The sequence below is a fragment of the Streptacidiphilus sp. EB129 genome, from assembly GCF_041262645.1.
Taxonomy (GTDB): Bacteria; Actinomycetota; Actinomycetes; order Streptomycetales; family Streptomycetaceae; genus Streptacidiphilus.
In genome coordinates, this window is the sequence record NZ_JBGCCS010000012.1 from 181,715 (window position 1) to 198,431 (window position 16,717).

Sequence of the window (16,717 nt, forward strand, 5' to 3'; positions counted from 1 at the left end):
CGGAGGGGGCGAAGTGACCGATGGGGCACGGGGCGAGAGCGGAGGAGTTAGGTTGGGGGCGGTGGAACGACGGTGCGGTGGGAATGGGGCTTCCGGGTGAACGTGCTGATATCGGTGGATCTCGAAGGTGTCGCGGGCATCGCGACGCGGCAGCAGATCCACCCAGGGGGGCACGACTACCCGATCGCGCGGGCGCTGATGACCGCGGAGGCGAACGCCGCGGTGGCCGGCGCCTTCGAGGGTGGCGCCACCTCCGTGGTCGTCAACGACAGCCACGGGTCGGCGGACAACCTCCTTGGCGAGCAACTCGACCGGCGCGCCGACTATGTGGTCGGCGATCCGAAGCCGTTGGACATGCTGCAGGAACTGACACCGCAGACCGGGGTGGTGCTGTTCGTCGGCTACCACGCCGGGGCGGCGGACCCGGCCGGCGTGCTGGGTCACACCTACAGCGGCGGTGCGTTCACTGATGTGCGGCTCAACGCCGGTTCCATCGGCGAGGCCGAACTCAATGCCCTGCTCGTGGCGGCGGCCGGGGTCCCGCTGGGGCTGGTGACCGGCGACGACGTGATCTGCGCGGTCGCGGAGAAGGCGTTCCCCGGTGTGGTCACCGTCCCGGTGAAGACCGCGCGCGGACGGACCGCCGTGCGCAGCAGGCACCCGGCGGCCGCCCGGGAGGCCATCGCCGCGGGGGCGGCCCGCGCCGTGGCGAACGCCTCCTGCGGGGCGGTCCGGCCGCTGGCCGTTCCCAGCGAGCTGGTCATCGAAGCCGATCTGCGGCCCAGCGGCGCCGCGGAGCTGGTGGCGCTGGTGCCGGGCACCGAGCGCACCGGCGCCCGCACGGTGCGCTTCCAGGCGGCGGGCCCGCGCGAGGCGCTGGACGTGCTCATCGTCTGGTCCGCGCTGACCAGTCACTACTCCAGCCGCTGAGTCAGGGAACGCACCGTCAGGGTCCGGTGGTCCGGGCCGTACGCAGCCCGTCACTGATGATCCGGGTGAGCCGACCCGGGCGGGCACCTGCTCCGCGGGACCGTTCGGCCGCGACCGCGCCTGCCACGAGGGCGTGCAGGTCGGCGACGTCGACGTCGGTCCGGACCGCATCGGCGGACTGGGCGCGGGCCAGCAGTTCGCCGAGCGCGCCGCGCAGGTCGCCGGCCGCGTCGAGGGTGGCCCGCTGCAGGTCGACCCCGGCGCCGACGAGGGCGTCGGCGAGATCCATCTTGGTCCCCGCGTCGGCGACCACCACGGCCAGATAGCCGAAGAACGCCTCACCTGGATCCCCGCCTGCGGCGATATCCGCCAGCGCCTCGCGCCCGACCTCCGTCAGCGCCTTGATGCGGTCGGTGACCACGGCCTCGAACAGTGCCTCTTTGGTGGGGAAGTGACGGTAGACCGTCCCGGCGCCGACCCCGGCGCGACGGGCGATCTCGTCCAGCGGCACCGCCAGGCCCTCCGCGGCGAAGACCTCGCGTGCGGCCTCCAGGACGCGGGCGCGGTTGCGGCGCGCGTCGGCACGCAGAGGCCGGCTCTCGCGGGCGGTCACTTCGGGCGGCGGTTCACTCATCGCGGACATGGCACTCCTCGGCATGGGGGCGGGGGACGCTCACCGTAGACAACCGGGGCGACCGTTCCGTATATTCGAAGCGGGGCGATCGTTCCGATTCTATCCGTGCGCACCCCCCGGTAGCGCTGTGCTGTCCACTGCGCCGAACACGCCGATCTCGAAGGATTCCTGATGTCCTCTCTCGACCCCGCTCCGCTCGTCCGCACCCCGCGCGAGACCGTGGCACTGCTTCTGCGTACCACGGTCGAGGGCACCCGCAGCGACCTCGCCGACCTCTACGCCCCGGACGTCGTTGTGGAGATGCCCTTCACCCGGCCCGGCTTCCCGTCCCGGACCGAAGGGGGCGAGACGATACGCACGCGGATGAAAGCCGTCGAGGGGTTGTGGACCTATGACTCGGTGGACGGCGTGACGCTGCACGACACCGCCGACCCGGAGGTCGTCATCGCCGAGTTCCGCGTCCATGGCCATCTGACCGCGAACCGGGAACCGTTCACGCTGGGCTACATCAACGTCGTCCGCGTGGTCGACGGGCTCATCGTGTCCTCGCGGGACTACGGCAACCCCCTGGAGAGCCAGGTGCTGATGTCCGCGCTTCCCCGCCCTCTCGACTCCTGACACGACACCGGGCAGCTCGGTTTCACAGTCGCGAGGCCGTGCGGATCAGTCCGGCGAGGGCCAGGGAACGGCTGTGTGCCGGCCAGGCGATGTGGGTGACGACGGGCGGTGCGTCGGTCACGGGGACGGCGGCATGCTCGGCCCACAGCCAGGCGCGGGCGGAGTCGGGGAGGACGGCCGCGGTGCGTCCGAGGGCGATCAGCTGGGCCAGCTGCGTCTGGTTGTGGACCTCGGGGCCCGGGCCGGGTGGGTAGCCGCCGTCGTGGGGCCAGCGGGCGAGTGGAAGATCGGGGACGCCGCTGACCTCGGCCAGGGACAGCGTCCTGCGAGCGGCGAGGGGGTGTCCGGCCGGCAGGACGGCGATCTGCCCCTCGGTCATCAGTTCCTCGCTGTCGAACCCGGCCAGGGAGTTGTACGGCGTGTGCATGAGCGCCACATCGGCACGGCCATCGCGCAGTAGCTCTCCCTGCTCGTTGATGCCGCACGGCAGCACCTCGATCTCGGCGGCGTCGGGCTCGGCCGCGTAGGCGTCGAGAAGCTTCTGCAGCAGTTCGTGAGCGGCGGCGGCCTTCACCGCCAGCACCAGGCGATTGCGGGAGCCGTCCGGCCCGCCGGCGCCACCGGCGCGACGGGTGCGGCGAGCGGCGGCGCTGGTCGCGTCGAGGGCTGCGCGGCCCTCGTGCAGCAGCACCTCTCCGGCCCCGGTCAGGGAGACGCCGCGGCGGTCACGTTCCAGCAGGGAGACGCCGAGGCGCCGCTCAAGCTGCTGGATCGCCCGGGACAGCGGTGGCTGTGCCATGCCGAGGCGCTCTGCCGCGCGGCCGAAGTGCAGTTCCTCGGCCACGGCCACGAAGTACCTCAACTCGCGGGTCTCCAGGGTGTCCACGGCCGCAGCATAGCTCAGTGATACCTACCGGGTATGACAGGACACCGTATCGGTGTTGGCTGCGGCGCTCGTCCGCGAGCGAACATCAACGGTATGAGCGAAACGAAGATCGCGCTGGTCACCGGCGCGAACAAGGGAATTGGCTACGCAATCGCGAACGGGCTGGGGCTCCTCGGGTACCGCGTGGGTGTGGGAGCCCGCGACGAGGCCCGGCGCGAGACCGCCGTGGAGAAGCTGCGCGCCGCCGGGGTGGACGCGTTCGGGGTGCCGCTGGACGTGACCGGCGACCAGAGCGTCACCGCTGCCGCAGAACTGATCGAACGTCAGGCCGGGCGCCTGGACGTCCTGATCAACAACGCCGGCATCTCGGGGGAGATGGGTCCGGGGTGGGAGCAGGACCCGACCACACTCGACCTCGACCTGGTCCGCACGGTCGTGGAGACCAACGTCATCGGTGTGATCCGGGTGACCAATGCGATGCTGCCGCTGCTGCGGCGCTCGACGGCGCCACGCATCGTCATCGTCTCCAGTGCGGTCGGCTCGCTGACCCGGCAGGCGGACCCGGACATCGAGGTCGGTCCCGTCATGGCGGCCTACGCGCCGTCGAAGTCGTTCCTCAACGCCGTCACGGTGCAGTACGCCCGGAAGTTCGCCGACACGAACATCCTGATCAACGCAGCCTCGCCGGGCCTGGTCGCGACCGACTTCAACGGCTTCCACGGACCCCGTACCCCTGAGCAGGGCGCAGCCACAGTGATCCGGCTCGCCACGCTGCCCGACGACGGCCCGCGCGGTTCGTTCTTCGAGGACGACGGCGTCATCCCCTGGTGACCCCGAAGCCGTCCCGATCACGCGGTAGGTCTGGCGTGGCTCGACGCCGGGCCGGTGAGCGGACGGCTCACCGGCCCGGACGGCCCACAGGCCCGGAACGCAGGGGTCCGGAGGACTACTGGCCCGCGGTGGCCAGCGAGGCGTAGACGACCACGTTGTCGAGGTAGCCGCCGCCCCCGCTGTCACGGGGGCCGCCACAGGTGATCAGTCGCAGAACCGGACGGTCGACGGTCCCGTAGACCGCGTTCGTCGGGAACTGCGTCTTGGCGACCGTCTGCACCGAGTCCACGGTGTACGCGGCCGACGCGCCGTCCTGGAGCAGGGCGACGATGCGGTCGCCCTGCTTCAGCCGGGACAGGTGCAGAAACACCCCGTCCCCGTACCTGCCGACCGTCACATGGGCCAGGATCACCGAGGCCCCGATCTGACCGGGCGTCACGGACCCCCGGTACCAGCCGGCCGGGGAGTTCGCCGCGATGGGCGGCACCTGCACACTCCCGTCGGCGGCCAGTCCGAGCTGGATGACGGGCGTGTCGACCCCGATGCTGGGGATCTGCAGCCGCACCGGAACCGACCGCGCGATCGGCGTCGGGGACGACGCCGCCCCGGCCGCGGGCGGAGCAGCCGGAGAGCCGGACTGCGACATGGTCGTGGCCGGGCTCGGGCCGGTGTCCGGCTGCTGCGCCGCGCCGCACCCGGCGGTCAGCGAGACAGTCAGCGCGGCCAGCGCGGCCAGGGCTGCGGCTGTACGGTGTGCCCGCAAAATCAGCCCTGAGCCTTGGACCTGCGACGCAGCACGATGGTGCCGGCCCCGGCGAGCAGGACCACCCCGGCCGCACCGCCGACGGCCGCGTCCGTCGTCGCGCTGTTGCCGCCGTTGGTGGCCAGGGGCGGCACCCCCGTGTCGGGCGCGCCCTTGGGCACGACGACGGACGGGGCGGGGCTCGTCGAGGCCGTCGGAGCCGCCCCGGTGCCGCCGGCGGGCGCGGGGGAGACGCTGGCGGTCGGGCCGGCACCGGCCGGTGCCGGAGTGGCGCTCGCGCTGGGCTCGGCAGCGAGGGCGGACCCGGCCCCCGCCAGCACCGCGGTGCAGGCCAGGGCGACGGCTGTGAAGACACTCTTGCGCATGAACAGCTTCTCTCTGTGCGGTCTGTGTTCCAGATCGGGCGGAGAGACGACGCAGTGGTCGATCTGGTTGTAAAGAGCTGGCAAAGGATCAGCGGCACCCGGCATCCGGCTCCGGGAAGCGAGTTGACGGTCCATGAGGCGGTGGCGGTGGCTAGACATGTCGAAGCCCCCGATCGGAAGGGATCGGGGGCTTCGACACGGGTGCGCCGGCTCAGTACGACCGGTGCACCTGCCAGAAGGCCCATGCGCCGCAGGGGCTGCCGTAGCTGCTGTTCATGTAGCCGACACCCCACTTGATCTGAGTCGCCGGGTTGGTCCGCCAGTCCGCGCCTGCCGAGGCCATCTTGTCCCCGGGCAGTGCCTGGACCAGGCCGTACGCACCGGAGCCGGCGTTGGTGGCGGTGTAGTTCCAGCCGCTCTCATGAGTGACGATGTTGCTGAAGCACTGGAACTGGGTCGCGTTGCCGATGATCGACTGGGCCATCGCCTGCAGCGAGCCGGGGCTGTAGGTCTTGGCCAGTGCGGCGCGGGTGCTCGCGCGGCTCGCCGCCGCCGCGGCGTCGTGTGCGGCCTTGGCGGCGGCTGCCGCCTTCTCCGCGTTGGCCTTGGCCGTCGCGTCGGCTGCCGCCTTGACGCGGGTGGCCTCGGCGGCGGCCTTCTGCGCGGCGGCGGTCGCGTCGGCCTGCTGGGCGTCGGCCTGTGCGGCGACGTTGTCGCTGATGGTCTGCGCCTGCGGGCCCGACGGGATGTCGGCAAGGAGGGTGGAGCCTGCGACGTCGGCGACCGACGAGGCCGGCTTGGTGTCGCCCGAGGCGACGCCGACCACGGCTCCGACGGCAGTAACGGCGGTGGCGGAGGCCACGGCCACACCCCGCACCGAGATCCGGTTCATACGCTTTCCTTCCGGCGCCGTCCGTGAGGTGACCGCACGGACGATCTCCGCCCCTGACACTGGTCTCCGCCCGCGCTGGTCACGGGAGACACGGGCCCGGTACGACCCGGTGGGAACGGGACGCGGTCCAACTCGGGCGGCGTACGGCTGACTGTCATTCAGTTCCTGGAACTCCAGCACCTGGTGAGATGCCGACTGGGTGCCCGGTCATGCCGTACGCGAGGCCTGACAGAACCCACACCCTGCCCGCCGAGGGCGGGTTGGCGCAATTCTCCGATACATGGCGAAGATCACATCGTGTACGAGCAGAAGGTTCCGCCGTTCCCCTGCGGGGCGGCCGGGGCCATGGTATCCGTGCAGTTCTTCCTCGGCCTCGTTGATCTCGCCGCCGGAAAGTCTCTCGGTGTCGCGCATAACGAGGGGGAGGGGTCGAAGCGTCGATGGAGTGTGAAGGGGAGCTACGGCGAGGGGACGCTAGTGAGCCAGCGAAGCGCGGCGAACGAGGAGTACGTGGAGTTCTCCGCCGGTCGGATCGGGCATCTCTACCGTTCGGCCTGCCTGCTGACCGGGGGTGACACCCATCTCGCGGAGGACCTGGTCCAGGAGACCCTGGGCCGGATCTTCGTACGATGGCGCCGCGTGTCGGCGGCTGACAACCCGGTCGCGTATGCCCAGACGATGCTGGTGCACACGTTCCTGTCGTGGCGTCGGCTACGGCGCAGCAGTGAGCAGCCCAGCGCCTCCCCGCCCGAGCTTCCTTCGAACGACGACGGCGATGTCGCCCTGCGCGTGACACTGCTCGCGGCCCTGGCCCAACTCTCGGCCCGGGACCGCGCGGTACTGGTGCTCCGGTACTGGGAGGACCGCAGTGTCGAGGAGACCGCGGCCGCGCTGCGGCTCAGCCCCGGAGCGATCCGGGCCCACTCGCTTCGCGCGCTCGCCCGGCTGCGGGCGCAGCTCGGTGACGACCTCTCGATATTCGTCGCGCTCTGACCGCGCGCATTCGACCACGCTCCCGACCGACGATGAAACGGCGGTTTGCCATGGACACAGACTTCGAAGACAAGATCGGCGACGCGTTTCGCCGGGCCGGCCAGGGCTACGACATCGAGCCCCAATCACTGCTCGACCGCGGTCTGCGCCGAGGACACGCGCTGCGCCGACGGCGCGTGGCGTACACCGTTGTCAGCGGTGTCACCGCACTGGCCCTGATCGGCGGGGGTTCTGCCCTCTTCGCCGGTGGGACGGATGGCCCGAAGCAGGTCACCGTCGTGGCCGGAGGGGCGACCGGATTCAGCGGTCAGCAGATCCTCGACCTGCTCAAGCGAACACTGCCGCCGGGGCAGATCAGCGGAGCATGGGCCACAGGGGTGGGTGGCGGCCGGCCCGCCCTTGTGGCGCAGGCCCATCTGATCTTCGACGACGGTCACGGTGCCGGGTCGCTGGACCTCGGCTCCGCTGCACTGAACGACGGCAACGTGATGGCCCCGACGACCTGCACGCCTGGTAGTCCCCCCAAGGGTGGGACCTGTGACCAGACCACTCGTGCCGACGGCTCCACGGTGGCCATCGAGAAGATCAGCTACGGTGGCTCGGCCGGCAAGCCGGCCTCGCTGCAGTGGAATGTGAGCCTGGTGACCCGCAAGGGTGAGCACCTGTGGCTCACTGAGGACAACTCGACAACCGGGGGACCCGGTGCGGAGACCACGCGATCGACGCCGCCGCTGTCGGCGGCGCAGCTCACCGCGCTGGTCAGCGACCCCGACTGGTCGCGGTTGTTCGCCGCGATGCGCACCGCTCAGCCGGACCACCAGCCGTCCCAGGCGCAGGTGCTCGCGACACTGAGGCAAGTGCTTCCCGCTGGAGTCCATGCAGGGGACAACAACGCGATGGACCAGGAGGGGTCGGCCGCCGTACCGGTGAATGCGATGGGTACGGACCAGCTCAGCGTCCAGGTCCAGCGCTGGCCGGGCGAGGCTCGCAGTGAGATCGCGGCCGAGAGCTTCCAGGGTGCCAACAGGCTCCCTGACGGCACCCTGATGGCAGTCAGGCAGCAGGGGAGCCAGGCGTCCGTCGCCATGTGGGACGTCAGGGTGCTCCGGCCTGACGGAACCATGGTCTGGTTGATGGAGCAGCAGATGGACCTGGGCAGGCCCAATCCGGCCGGGCCGACGCTGTCCCTGGATCAGCTCAAGGCGATGGCCATGAGCCCGAAGTGGACCCGGTGACCCCGGCTCACCCCGGTACGGGCCGGTCTGCCGACATCGGGTTCCCGGTACGCGGGCGCGTGGGCCGGGGTGGCCAGGCCGGCGGTGCCGGCGAGGGAGCAGGCCAGGGAGAGCAGCAGGGTACCGACACGATGCACGGCTGGACGCCACAGGAGAAGTGGGGGCGGGAACCAGGCAGGGAAGAACCGGACCTGACGGTGGGAAGGTCCTGACGGTAGGGAAGGTCACATGTCCGCCCGCCGCGCCCGCCACCGCCGCGCCGCCGCTCCTGCGGGCATCACCCGTCCGGTGGTCGGAGGCCCTTCGCCGCCGGCCCCGGTCCGTCCCGGCGGTGCCGGCTCATGTCCGCTCTGACGTGGTGGGGCCAAGTCGGTTCCCTGGATGGACCTCGAATCGGAGTGCGGGGTCGGGGCGACTACTGTGCCGTTCATGTCTGACGATCTGCCCGAGGTTTCACCGGTGTGGGCGGGACGGACCGACGGCCTCGTCGCCGGCCGCGCGGGGGCGAACGCCTGCGCACTCCCCGCCGTCCGCGAGGTGGCACCGCTGCCCCGTACGCTGACCGCCGGTACTCCTCGGCTGGTGGGCCGGGAGGCCGTGGTCCAGGACCTGCTGGCGGCACTGGGTGAGCTGGGGTCGGGCCGAGGACGTGCCGTCGCGCTGGTCGGGGAGCCGGGCATCGGCAAGAGCGCGCTGATGCTGACGGCGGCCGCGTACGCCCAGGCCGCCGGAGTCCGGGTCCTCGCGGCAGACGGCCCGCGCGCGCCCACCCCCATGTCCCGCGATGTCCGCCCGCCGGCGGACGGCTGCTGCGATCTGCACGAGCAGGTGGCGCGGGGGACGGCCACGCTGGTGGCCATGGACGACCTGCATCACCTGGCGACCGACGAGATTCCTGGTGTGGAGCGGTTGTTGCACACGGCCGCCACCGGTCCGGTGCTCTGCCTGCTGGCCTACCGTCGGCGCCAGCTCTCGCCCGCGTTGGCCGCGGTGCTCTCCCGCGCCGCGTCCACGGGTCAGCTGGAGGTGCGGCACCTCGGACCGCTCTCCCCCGAGCAGTCCCTGGCCGTGCTCGGCGACCACCCCGATGCCGAGGAGGTGCAGCGCGCGTGCCAGGGCAATCCGCAGTACCTCAAGGTCCTCGCCGCCGACGGGGAGGCGAGCGCCGACGCCGCCCTGGCAATCCTCGGTGAGCTGGCCGGGCTGGATCACACCGCGGTCGCCGTGGTGCAGGCCGCGGCGGTGCTCGCCGAGCCGTGCCACCCGGAGCTGCTCGCCGCGGTCGCCGGCCTGGAGGTGGCCGCGACCATGCGGGCCCTGGACGTTCTCTCCCGCCTCGACCTGGTCCGGCCGGCCGACCCGGCACCGCAGCTGATGTTGCGTCACCGCGCGGTCGGCGAGGTCGTCTACCAGCGACTGGAGCCCAGCCGACGGCTCGCCCTGCACCGCAGCGCCGAACTCGCGCTGGCCGAGCGGGCGGCGCCCATATCCCGGCGCGCCCACCACGTCGTACGGGCCGCCGACCTGGGCCGGCCGGAGCATGTGACGACCCTGATCGCCGCTGCTCGCGACTCGCTCCACAGCTCGCCCGCCGCGGCGACCGAGTACCTGCAGGCCGCGTTGGCACTGCTCCACGCGGGCGAGCCGCACTGGCACGAGGCGCGCGTCCTGCTCGCCCAGGCCCGGCTGCTGACCGGAGACGCACCGGAAAGCCGGGCGCTCCTCGATGCCCTGCGAACCGCGGGCCCCGGCCGCGCCCCGCACCAGAGCACCGCCCCGACCGCACTGGCCGACGCCAGCCGGGTCGAACGACGGCTCGGCCGTTTCACCGAGGCCGGCGCCATCGCCCGCGCCGGGCTCACCGCACTGGCCGACCAGGACTCCGCGACGGCTGCCGCCCTGCACGCCGAACTCGCCGACTACACCTATGACCTCCAGGACTTCGCCACCTCGCTCCAGCACGCCGAGACGGGTGCGGCGATCGCGCGCAGGCACCAGGACCGGGTCGGTGAGGCCAACGCGCTGGCCCAGGCATCGCTGGCCCACCTGTTCACCGGCGATATGTCCATCGCCCGGACGACCGTGGCCAGAGCAGCCGAACTCGTCGACGCCACCTCGGACGCCACCCTGCTGACCAACCTGGAGGCCGCCTACCAACTGGGCATGACCGAGGGGATGCTGGGGCTGCTGGCCGACTCCGAACGTCACCTCGACCGCGGCGCGACGCTGTCCCGGCGCACCGGGCAGACCTATGTCCGGCCCATGACGCTGATGAGCCTGGCCAACACCCAGCTGCGTGCGGGGAACCTGCGCCAGGCACTGGCCACCCTCGACGAGGCCACCCCGCTCGTCGAACGCGCCGGCAACCCCGCGACCCGGGCCGGCCTGGCGGTGTTCCGGGCCGAGGCCCTGCTCTGGCTCAACAGCGCGGACGACCTGCGGGAGGTCCTCGCGCTGACCGACCAGGCCGCGGCGTTCGCCGACGGGCAGTCACCCGGGTGGGCCGTCGGCGTCCGCTGCCTGGTCGCCGGCCTGGTCCTGCTCGCCGGCGACCCGACCCGTGCCGGCTGGCTGCTGCTGGACGCGGCGGGTGGAACCGACCTGCCCCGGCTCACCACCTGGCGCCAACCGCGCTTCTGCGACACCTTGGCGCAGACGGCCCTGGCCGAGGGCGATCGGGCCTCGGTCGAGCACTGGGCCCGGCTCGCGGAGCGTTGTGTCGAACAGCTCCCCTCGGCGAGCCGACTCGGATTCGCCCTGCGTACGCGGATGTGGGCCCAGGCCGTACGCGGGGAGACCGAGCCGGCCCTGCTCAGCGCCCAGGAGGCGGTTGGGCACTTCGCCGCCGGAGGCGAGCGCATCGAGGTTGGCCGCACCCTGGTCACGGCAGCCGCGCTCGCCCTGGACGCGGGACGGACCGATCGGGTGGCCGACCGGCTGGACCGGGCGGCGCTGCTGGCCCACCAGTGCGGTTCGGTACGACTGGCTGACGAAGTCGGCCTTCAGCGCGGCCGGCTCGCCGCGTACGCCGCCGGGGCGGGGGACCCGGGCCCCCTCGACGCGCTGGCCGTGCTCACCGCACGGGAGCGGGAGATCGCCGGCCTCGCCAGCACCGGCATGACCAGCAGCGAGATCGCCGGCGCCCTGGTGCTCAGTGTACGCACCATCGACAGTCACCTGGGCCGGATCTATCGCAAACTCGGCGTGCCCAACCGCGCGAGCCTCACCCACACGCTGCTCGGCGCCACACCCGACACACCGTGACCCCGGCGCGCCCGCCCACCGGGCCGGCCACACCCAGGGCTTCCGAGCGCGTCGCACGGGGCGCACCACCCGTGGCCGAAGAGATGGGTGTCAGGCCCCCGCGGCCAGGGACAGGCCGGTGAGCAGCATGGTCGTGGCGACCAACGCGTCCAGGACGCGCCAGGAGGAGGCGCGGCGGAAGAAGCCGGCGAGCAGGCGGGCACCGAAGCCCAGAGCGGCGAACCAGCAGAGGCTGGCCAGCACGGCGCCGAGTGCGAACTGCCAGCGCAGCGCGCCGTGGGTGGCCGCGACGGCGCCGAGCAGGAGCACCGTGTCGAGGTAGACATGCGGGTTCAGCCAGGTCATCGCGAGACAGGTGAGCACCGCGCGGCGGCGGGAACGGACGGCCGGTCCGTCGCCCTGCAGGCCGGAGGCCCGCAGGGCGCGCCGCGCGGCGATCACGGCGTAGCAGAGCAGGAAGGCGGCCCCCACCGCGCGCACCGCCGTCAGCGCTGCCGGCCACGCCGTGACCAGCGCACCGAGCCCGGCCACCCCGCAGGTGATCAGCACCGCATCGGAGACCGCGCAGATCGCGACCACCGACAGCACCGCCTCCCGGCGGACGCCCTGGCGCAGCACAAAGGAGTTCTGCGCCCCGATGACGACGATGAGCGACAGACCGGTCCCGAATCCGGCTACGACGGCGGTGAACGCGTTTCCCATGGGCGCCACCGTAGGCAGCAGGCGAACATAAGGCCAGGTAAACATTTTTACGTATCATTAGCAGGCATGAAGAGTGAGCTGCCGCACGACCTGGTCCGAACCCTGCTCGCAGTCGTCGACGAGGGCACCTTCGATGCCGCCGCGGCGGCCCTGCACGTCACGCCCTCCGCCGTGAGCCAGCGGATCAAGGCGCTGGAGCAGCGCACCGGGCGGGTGCTGCTGACCCGGACCCGGCCGGTCCAGGCCACCGAATCCGGCCAGGTGGTGGTGCGCTTCGGCCGTCAGCTCGCCCGACTGGAGGACGACGTGTGCACCGCGCTCGGGCTGGCCGAGGACGAGGAGGGAGCCGAGCCGGCGAGCCCCTCCTGGCTGCCGATCGCGGTCAACGCGGACTCGCTGGCGAGCTGGTTCGTGCCGGCCCTGGCCCCGCTCGCACGGGACGCGCGGATCCACGTCGACCTGCGCCGTGAGGACGAGTCGCACACGACCGCCCTGCTGCGCGCGGGCGAGGTGATGGCGGCGGTGACCTCGTCACCCCACCCGGTGGCCGGCTGCTCGGTGCGCCGGCTCGGCGCGATGGTCTACCTCCCGGTCGCCGCACCGCAGTTCGCCGGCCGTTGGCTCGACGGCGACCCGGCCCTGCTGCTGTCACGCGCCCCGGTGGTCTGCTTCGACCGCCGCGACGAGCTGCAGGACGCCTTCGCCCGCCGGCTGACGGACGGTCAGGACGCGAGCCCGCTGCGGCACTACGTGCCGTCCAGCGAGGGGTTCATCGACGCGGTGACCGCCGGCCTCGGCTGGGGTCTCGTCCCGCGCGGCCAGGCCGAGCCACGGCTGCGCGATGGTGCGCTGGTCCAGTTCCTGCCGGGCCGCACGGCCGAGGTCCCGCTCTACTGGCAGCAGTGGCGCCTCGACTCACCCGCGCTCGCGGCCGTCGCCGCCGCGGTGGCGGCGGAGGCAGAACTGGCGTTGCGGTAGCCGAGGAAGACGGTGCAAGGGGGTGGCCCGGCAGCTGTGCTGCCGGGCCACCCCAGGCCTCACCGGGTCAGAAGCCGCTGTCGCCCGGGCCGCGGTTGATGGTGTAGTTGCCCGGGTTGTTCAGGCCGCCCGACTGCGCGCCGGTGACGGTCACGTAGTTGGCGGTCATGCTGCCGGTGACGTTGCTGATGTCGAAGCCGTAGGTGCCGGCCCCGGTGATGGTGTCGTGGTCGAGGGTCAGGTTGCTGATCTGCTTGCCGAAGCTGAGCAGGACGGCCTGGTAGCTGCTGTCGTCGATGGCGTTGCCGTCGACGGTGACGGGCTGGGTGATGTCGGCCTGCACGGCGTAGATCCACAGCGCTCCGATGTCGGAGCCCCAGTTGGAGTTGTACGACCCGGTGCGGGTGAGGGTGTTGTCCCGGACTGTGGTGGGACCGTTGTAGCCCGCGCCGAACGCCGTGCTGACGGTGATTCCGGAGCCGAAGGCGACGGTGTCGGAGACGAGGTTGTTCTCGACGGTGTTGTTCGCCCCGCCGTAGACGCCGATGCCGTTGGCCTGTACCGGCGTCTGGACGGTGTCGTACGCGAGCACGGAGTCGGTGACCAGCCCCTGCTCCGAGTCCAGGGCCAGTTCGTCGTCCCCGGTGTTGCGTACGGCCGACTGGTCGACCCGCGAGCCGGTGGTCCCGCCGTTGAGGTGCACGCCGTCGGCGAAGGTGTCGCGGACCCGGGCGCCGGCGACGTAGAGGCCGGTGCCGGAGTCGGTCCAGATGCCGACCTTGGTGTGCTCGATCCAGACGTCGAAGATCAGCGACCCGGCGGCGAAGTTGCCCTCGATGCCCGCTGCTCCGGCGTTGTTGTTGCGGTCGGTCTGGTCGCCGGAGACGGTCAGGTCGGCGATCTGGTTGGTGCCGCCGGTGGCGAACAGGCCGCCGGAGCCGTTGAGGGCGGTGGACTGCAGCGTGGTGTACCACTCACCGGCGCCTCGGACCGGAACCCCGTTGATGCTGACCCGGCCGGAGATGTCATAGCTGCCGGAGGGGAACCACAGGCCCTTGCCCGTCCCGGAGAGCGAGCTGAGCGCGCTGTTGACGGCCGAGGTGTCGTCGGCGCCGCTGTTCGGGGTCACCCCGTAGTCGGTGACGGACACGAACCCGGCCGGCAGGGTGAAGGCCGGATCGACCTGCTCGGTGTCGACGAGGTCGACGGTGTAGGAGGCGGCGGTGTCCGAGGCGTCCTTCTGCAGCTTCAGCACCGTCCCTGCGGGCCAGTTGCCGATCAGGGCGCGGGTCTCGTCGTAGAAGTGGTGCGCCGGGCCGTTGCCGGGGGAGTGGGTGTCGGTGTAGCCGCCGCCGTACAGCCAGGAGTACGTGGTGGTCAGGCTGAGGTCCTGGATGTGGTTGCCGTTGGCGTACAGGGCCAGCGGCGCGGTCGCGGCGGAGCCGTCGGCGTTGTCGGGGATCGAGTAGCGGACCACGATCGAGTTGGTCGGCCGGGTCAGCGTGAACTGCACGTACTGGCCGGTCGCGGTCAGCTGCACCGCCTGGCGCGCGGTGGCCTCGGCCTGCAGGCTCGGGTAGCTGCGGCTGGCGGGCAGCACGGTGCCGTCGGTCTGTGCGGCGGCGGCCTGGTACTCGGTGTAGGGCATGGTCGCACCCTGGTTCGCCAGCGCGGTGCCGCCGGTGACCGTCACACTGTCGATCGCCACGTTGCCGGTGTCGCCGGAGTCCAGCTGATAGCCGATCAGGTTCAGCCCGGAGCGCAGCGCCAGGTTCTGCGTGGCGCTCAGCCAGCCGCTGCCTGCCGGGAGGCTGAGCTGCTGGTTCTTCAGGCCGTTGGTGTAGAGGGAGAGCGTCTGGGCCGAGCCGGTGCTGTTCGCGTAGCGGACGGCCACCGGGTAGCTGCCGGCCGTGGGCACGTCCACGCTGACGATCAGACGCGCGCCCGGTGCGGTGAACCCGGTGACGTACCCGGTGCCGGTGTAGCCGCTGATCGAGGTGGCGACGCCGGGGCCGCCGGAGAGGAACGCGGTCTCGGCCTCGTACACCTGGCCGGTGGGCGGCGGGGGCGGCGTACCGGTGGGCGAGGGCGTTGGCGAGGGGGAGCCGGAGGGTGCGGTGACCAGTATGTTGTCGAGGTTGACGTTGCCGCTGTCGGTGCTGTCGAACTTGTAGGCGATGGTGTTGGTACCGGAGTTGAGGGTGATGCTCTCGGTCTCGGTGGTCCAGGTGTTCCAGTCGGCGGTGACCGGGAGCTGGATCTGGCGCAGTTTGCCGCCGTTGACGTAGAGCGACAGCGTCATCGTGGAGCCGGTGCCGTTGGCGTAGCGGAGCGCGACGGTGCCGCTGCCGGCCCCGTCCGAGGGGACGGTGAAGGTGGTGTCGGCGGTGCCCTTGTTGCCGTCGGTGTAGCCCTCGACGAAGCCGGTGCCGGTGTAGCCGGTGTGTTCGGTGCCGATCACCGCCCCGCCGGAGAGCGCGGCCGACTCGGCCTCGTACTGCCCGGGCGGTGGTGGCGGAACCGGGGCCAGGGTGGTGTTGTCGAGGTTGACGTTGCCGCTGTCGGTGCTGTCGAACTTGTAGGCGATGGTGTTGGTACCGGAGTTGAGGGTGATGCTCTCGGTCTCGGTGGTCCAGGTGTTCCAGTCGGCGGTGACCGGGAGCTGGATCTGGCGCAGTTTGCCGCCGTTGACGTAGAGCGACAGCGTCATCGTCGAGCCCGTGCCGTTGGAGTAGCGCAGGGACGAGGTGTACGCGCCGGTGGTGGCTGCGGAGACGGTGAAGGTGGTGTCGGCGGTGCCCTTGTTGCCGTCGGTGTAGCCCTCGACGAAGCCGGTGCCGGTGTAGCCGGTGTGTTCGGTGCTGACCACCGCCCCGCCGGAGAGCGCGGCCGACTCGGCCTCGTAGACGGTGGTGGAGGCGTGGGCGACCTGGGGCGACCAGGAGACCAGTGCGGTGATCAGGGCCATGAGCGCGAACACGGCAGTGAGGGCCGCGAGAGTGCGGCGGCTGCCGGGGTGTGTCCCGAGCATGATGCTCCAGAGGTGGGAGGAGCCGAGCGAATTGACGCGCACAGTAGTGCGGCCCATAAATCAGCGCAATGTTTCGAGTGGGAAGAGAAAATTCCCGACAGATCCGTTCGCTGCGGCTTGCTCGATTTGCTCCCGGCGCTGAGCTGCGAGAACCCGGCCGGCGGGGCGTGGAGGCGGTGGTGCGGGGTGAAATTCTCCGAATTCCGAGGTCGCTTTCTTGCGGCGACTGCGAGCGCGCGGCGACCCGGTCGTGTTCGGCTCTACGCCGGGGTCTGGCGACAGGGGGCGGTGGTTCCGCGGACGACGAGTTCGGGTTCGTGGAGGAGTTCTTTGGGGGTGGGGTTGGTGCCGTTGATCTGGTTGACGAGGAGGGTGACGGCGGCGCGGGCCATGGCTTCGATGGGTTGGCGCAGGGTGGTCAGGGGTGGGTCGGTGTAGTTCATGAAGGCGGAGTCGTCGTAGCCGACGACGGAGATGTCGGTGGGGACGGTGTGTCCCAGGCGGCGGGCGGCGCGGATGGCGCCGAGGGCGAGGATGTCGCTGCCGCAGATCAGGGCGGTGGCGCCGGCGGTGATGAGGTCGGTGGCGACGGCTT

16 protein-coding genes are annotated in these 16,717 nt (G+C 71.6%); 7 read left to right on the forward strand and 9 right to left on the reverse strand.

Annotation, left to right across the window (positions count from 1 at the left end; genetic code table 11):
* The first annotated feature begins 96 nt into the window (after positions 1-96).
* Positions 97-930 (forward strand): M55 family metallopeptidase, encoded by an 834-nt coding sequence (locus ABH925_RS17520; protein WP_370148901.1) that lies wholly within the window; start codon positions 97-99, stop codon positions 928-930.
* 16 nt (positions 931-946) lie between these two features.
* On the opposite strand, the gene ABH925_RS17525 is transcribed toward ABH925_RS17520, so the two are convergent.
* Positions 947-1,573 carry a TetR/AcrR family transcriptional regulator gene (locus ABH925_RS17525; protein ID WP_370148903.1) on the reverse strand — a complete coding sequence of 209 codons (627 nt, stop codon included), beginning with the start codon at positions 1,571-1,573 and terminating at the stop codon, positions 947-949.
* Positions 1,574-1,735: 162 nt separating this feature from the next.
* Here ABH925_RS17525 and ABH925_RS17530 point away from each other — a divergent pair, with 162 nt between their 5' ends.
* Complete coding sequence (locus ABH925_RS17530) at positions 1,736-2,182, forward strand: nuclear transport factor 2 family protein (protein ID WP_370148904.1); 447 nt, start codon at positions 1,736-1,738, stop codon at positions 2,180-2,182.
* Between the two features lie 22 nt (positions 2,183-2,204).
* Here the strand turns inward: ABH925_RS17530 and ABH925_RS17535 are convergent, their stop codons facing one another.
* A complete protein-coding gene (locus tag ABH925_RS17535) occupies positions 2,205-3,068 on the reverse strand; it encodes a LysR family transcriptional regulator (RefSeq protein ID WP_370148906.1) in 864 nt (287 codons plus the stop codon).
* Positions 3,069-3,161: 93 nt separating this feature from the next.
* On the opposite strand from ABH925_RS17535, the gene ABH925_RS17540 reads away from it, so the two are divergent.
* Positions 3,162-3,899: an SDR family oxidoreductase gene (locus tag ABH925_RS17540; protein ID WP_370148909.1), complete on the forward strand. Its 738-nt coding sequence runs from the start codon at positions 3,162-3,164 to the stop codon at positions 3,897-3,899.
* Between the two features lie 115 nt (positions 3,900-4,014).
* On the opposite strand, the gene ABH925_RS17545 is transcribed toward ABH925_RS17540, so the two are convergent.
* The 3 genes from ABH925_RS17545 to ABH925_RS17555 form a co-directional block, all read right to left on the reverse strand.
* Positions 4,015-4,662: a class F sortase gene (locus tag ABH925_RS17545; protein ID WP_370148911.1), complete on the reverse strand. Its 648-nt coding sequence runs from the start codon at positions 4,660-4,662 to the stop codon at positions 4,015-4,017.
* A 2-nt stretch (positions 4,663-4,664) separates the two neighbouring features.
* The gene (locus ABH925_RS17550; RefSeq protein WP_370148913.1) at positions 4,665-5,027 is read right to left on the reverse strand and encodes a sortase-dependent protein; all 363 of its coding nucleotides are present in this window, start codon (positions 5,025-5,027) and stop codon (positions 4,665-4,667) included.
* A gap of 211 nt (positions 5,028-5,238) precedes the next feature.
* Positions 5,239-5,919 (reverse strand): transglycosylase SLT domain-containing protein, encoded by a 681-nt coding sequence (locus ABH925_RS17555; RefSeq protein WP_370148914.1) that lies wholly within the window; start codon positions 5,917-5,919, stop codon positions 5,239-5,241.
* A gap of 477 nt (positions 5,920-6,396) precedes the next feature.
* Here ABH925_RS17555 and ABH925_RS17560 point away from each other — a divergent pair, with 477 nt between their 5' ends.
* Together ABH925_RS17560 and ABH925_RS17565 are read left to right on the forward strand one after the other, a co-directional pair.
* Entirely contained in the window at positions 6,397-6,912 is a 516-nt protein-coding gene (locus ABH925_RS17560) for a SigE family RNA polymerase sigma factor (protein WP_370148917.1), read from the forward strand.
* Positions 6,913-6,962: 50 nt separating this feature from the next.
* Positions 6,963-8,147, forward strand: coding sequence for a hypothetical protein (locus tag ABH925_RS17565; RefSeq protein ID WP_370148919.1), 1,185 nt, complete (start codon positions 6,963-6,965; stop codon positions 8,145-8,147).
* Here ABH925_RS17565 and ABH925_RS17570 read toward each other — a convergent pair.
* The gene (locus ABH925_RS17570; protein ID WP_370148920.1) at positions 8,105-8,284 is read right to left on the reverse strand and encodes a hypothetical protein; all 180 of its coding nucleotides are present in this window, start codon (positions 8,282-8,284) and stop codon (positions 8,105-8,107) included. The two genes, ABH925_RS17565 and ABH925_RS17570, sit on opposite strands and share 43 nt — an antisense overlap.
* 292 nt (positions 8,285-8,576) lie before the next feature.
* Between ABH925_RS17570 and ABH925_RS17575 the strand changes: the two genes are divergently transcribed.
* Positions 8,577-11,411, forward strand: a complete 2,835-nt coding sequence (locus ABH925_RS17575; RefSeq protein WP_370148923.1) for a LuxR C-terminal-related transcriptional regulator — start codon at positions 8,577-8,579, stop codon at positions 11,409-11,411.
* Between the two features lie 90 nt (positions 11,412-11,501).
* On the opposite strand, the gene ABH925_RS17580 is transcribed toward ABH925_RS17575, so the two are convergent.
* Positions 11,502-12,113, reverse strand: a complete 612-nt coding sequence (locus ABH925_RS17580) for a LysE/ArgO family amino acid transporter (protein WP_370148925.1) — start codon at positions 12,111-12,113, stop codon at positions 11,502-11,504.
* A 66-nt stretch (positions 12,114-12,179) separates the two neighbouring features.
* Between ABH925_RS17580 and ABH925_RS17585 the strand changes: the two genes are divergently transcribed.
* A complete protein-coding gene (locus ABH925_RS17585) occupies positions 12,180-13,091 on the forward strand; it encodes a LysR family transcriptional regulator ArgP (RefSeq protein ID WP_370148927.1) in 912 nt (303 codons plus the stop codon).
* A 67-nt stretch (positions 13,092-13,158) separates the two neighbouring features.
* Here ABH925_RS17585 and ABH925_RS17590 read toward each other — a convergent pair whose 3' ends face one another.
* Together ABH925_RS17590 and ABH925_RS17595 are read right to left on the reverse strand one after the other, a co-directional pair.
* A complete protein-coding gene (locus tag ABH925_RS17590; protein ID WP_370148928.1) occupies positions 13,159-16,122 on the reverse strand; it encodes a CBM35 domain-containing protein in 2,964 nt (987 codons plus the stop codon).
* Positions 16,123-16,382: 260 nt separating this feature from the next.
* A partial coding sequence (locus ABH925_RS17595; RefSeq protein WP_370148930.1) for a substrate-binding domain-containing protein occupies positions 16,383-16,717 on the reverse strand: 335 nt, incomplete at its 5' end.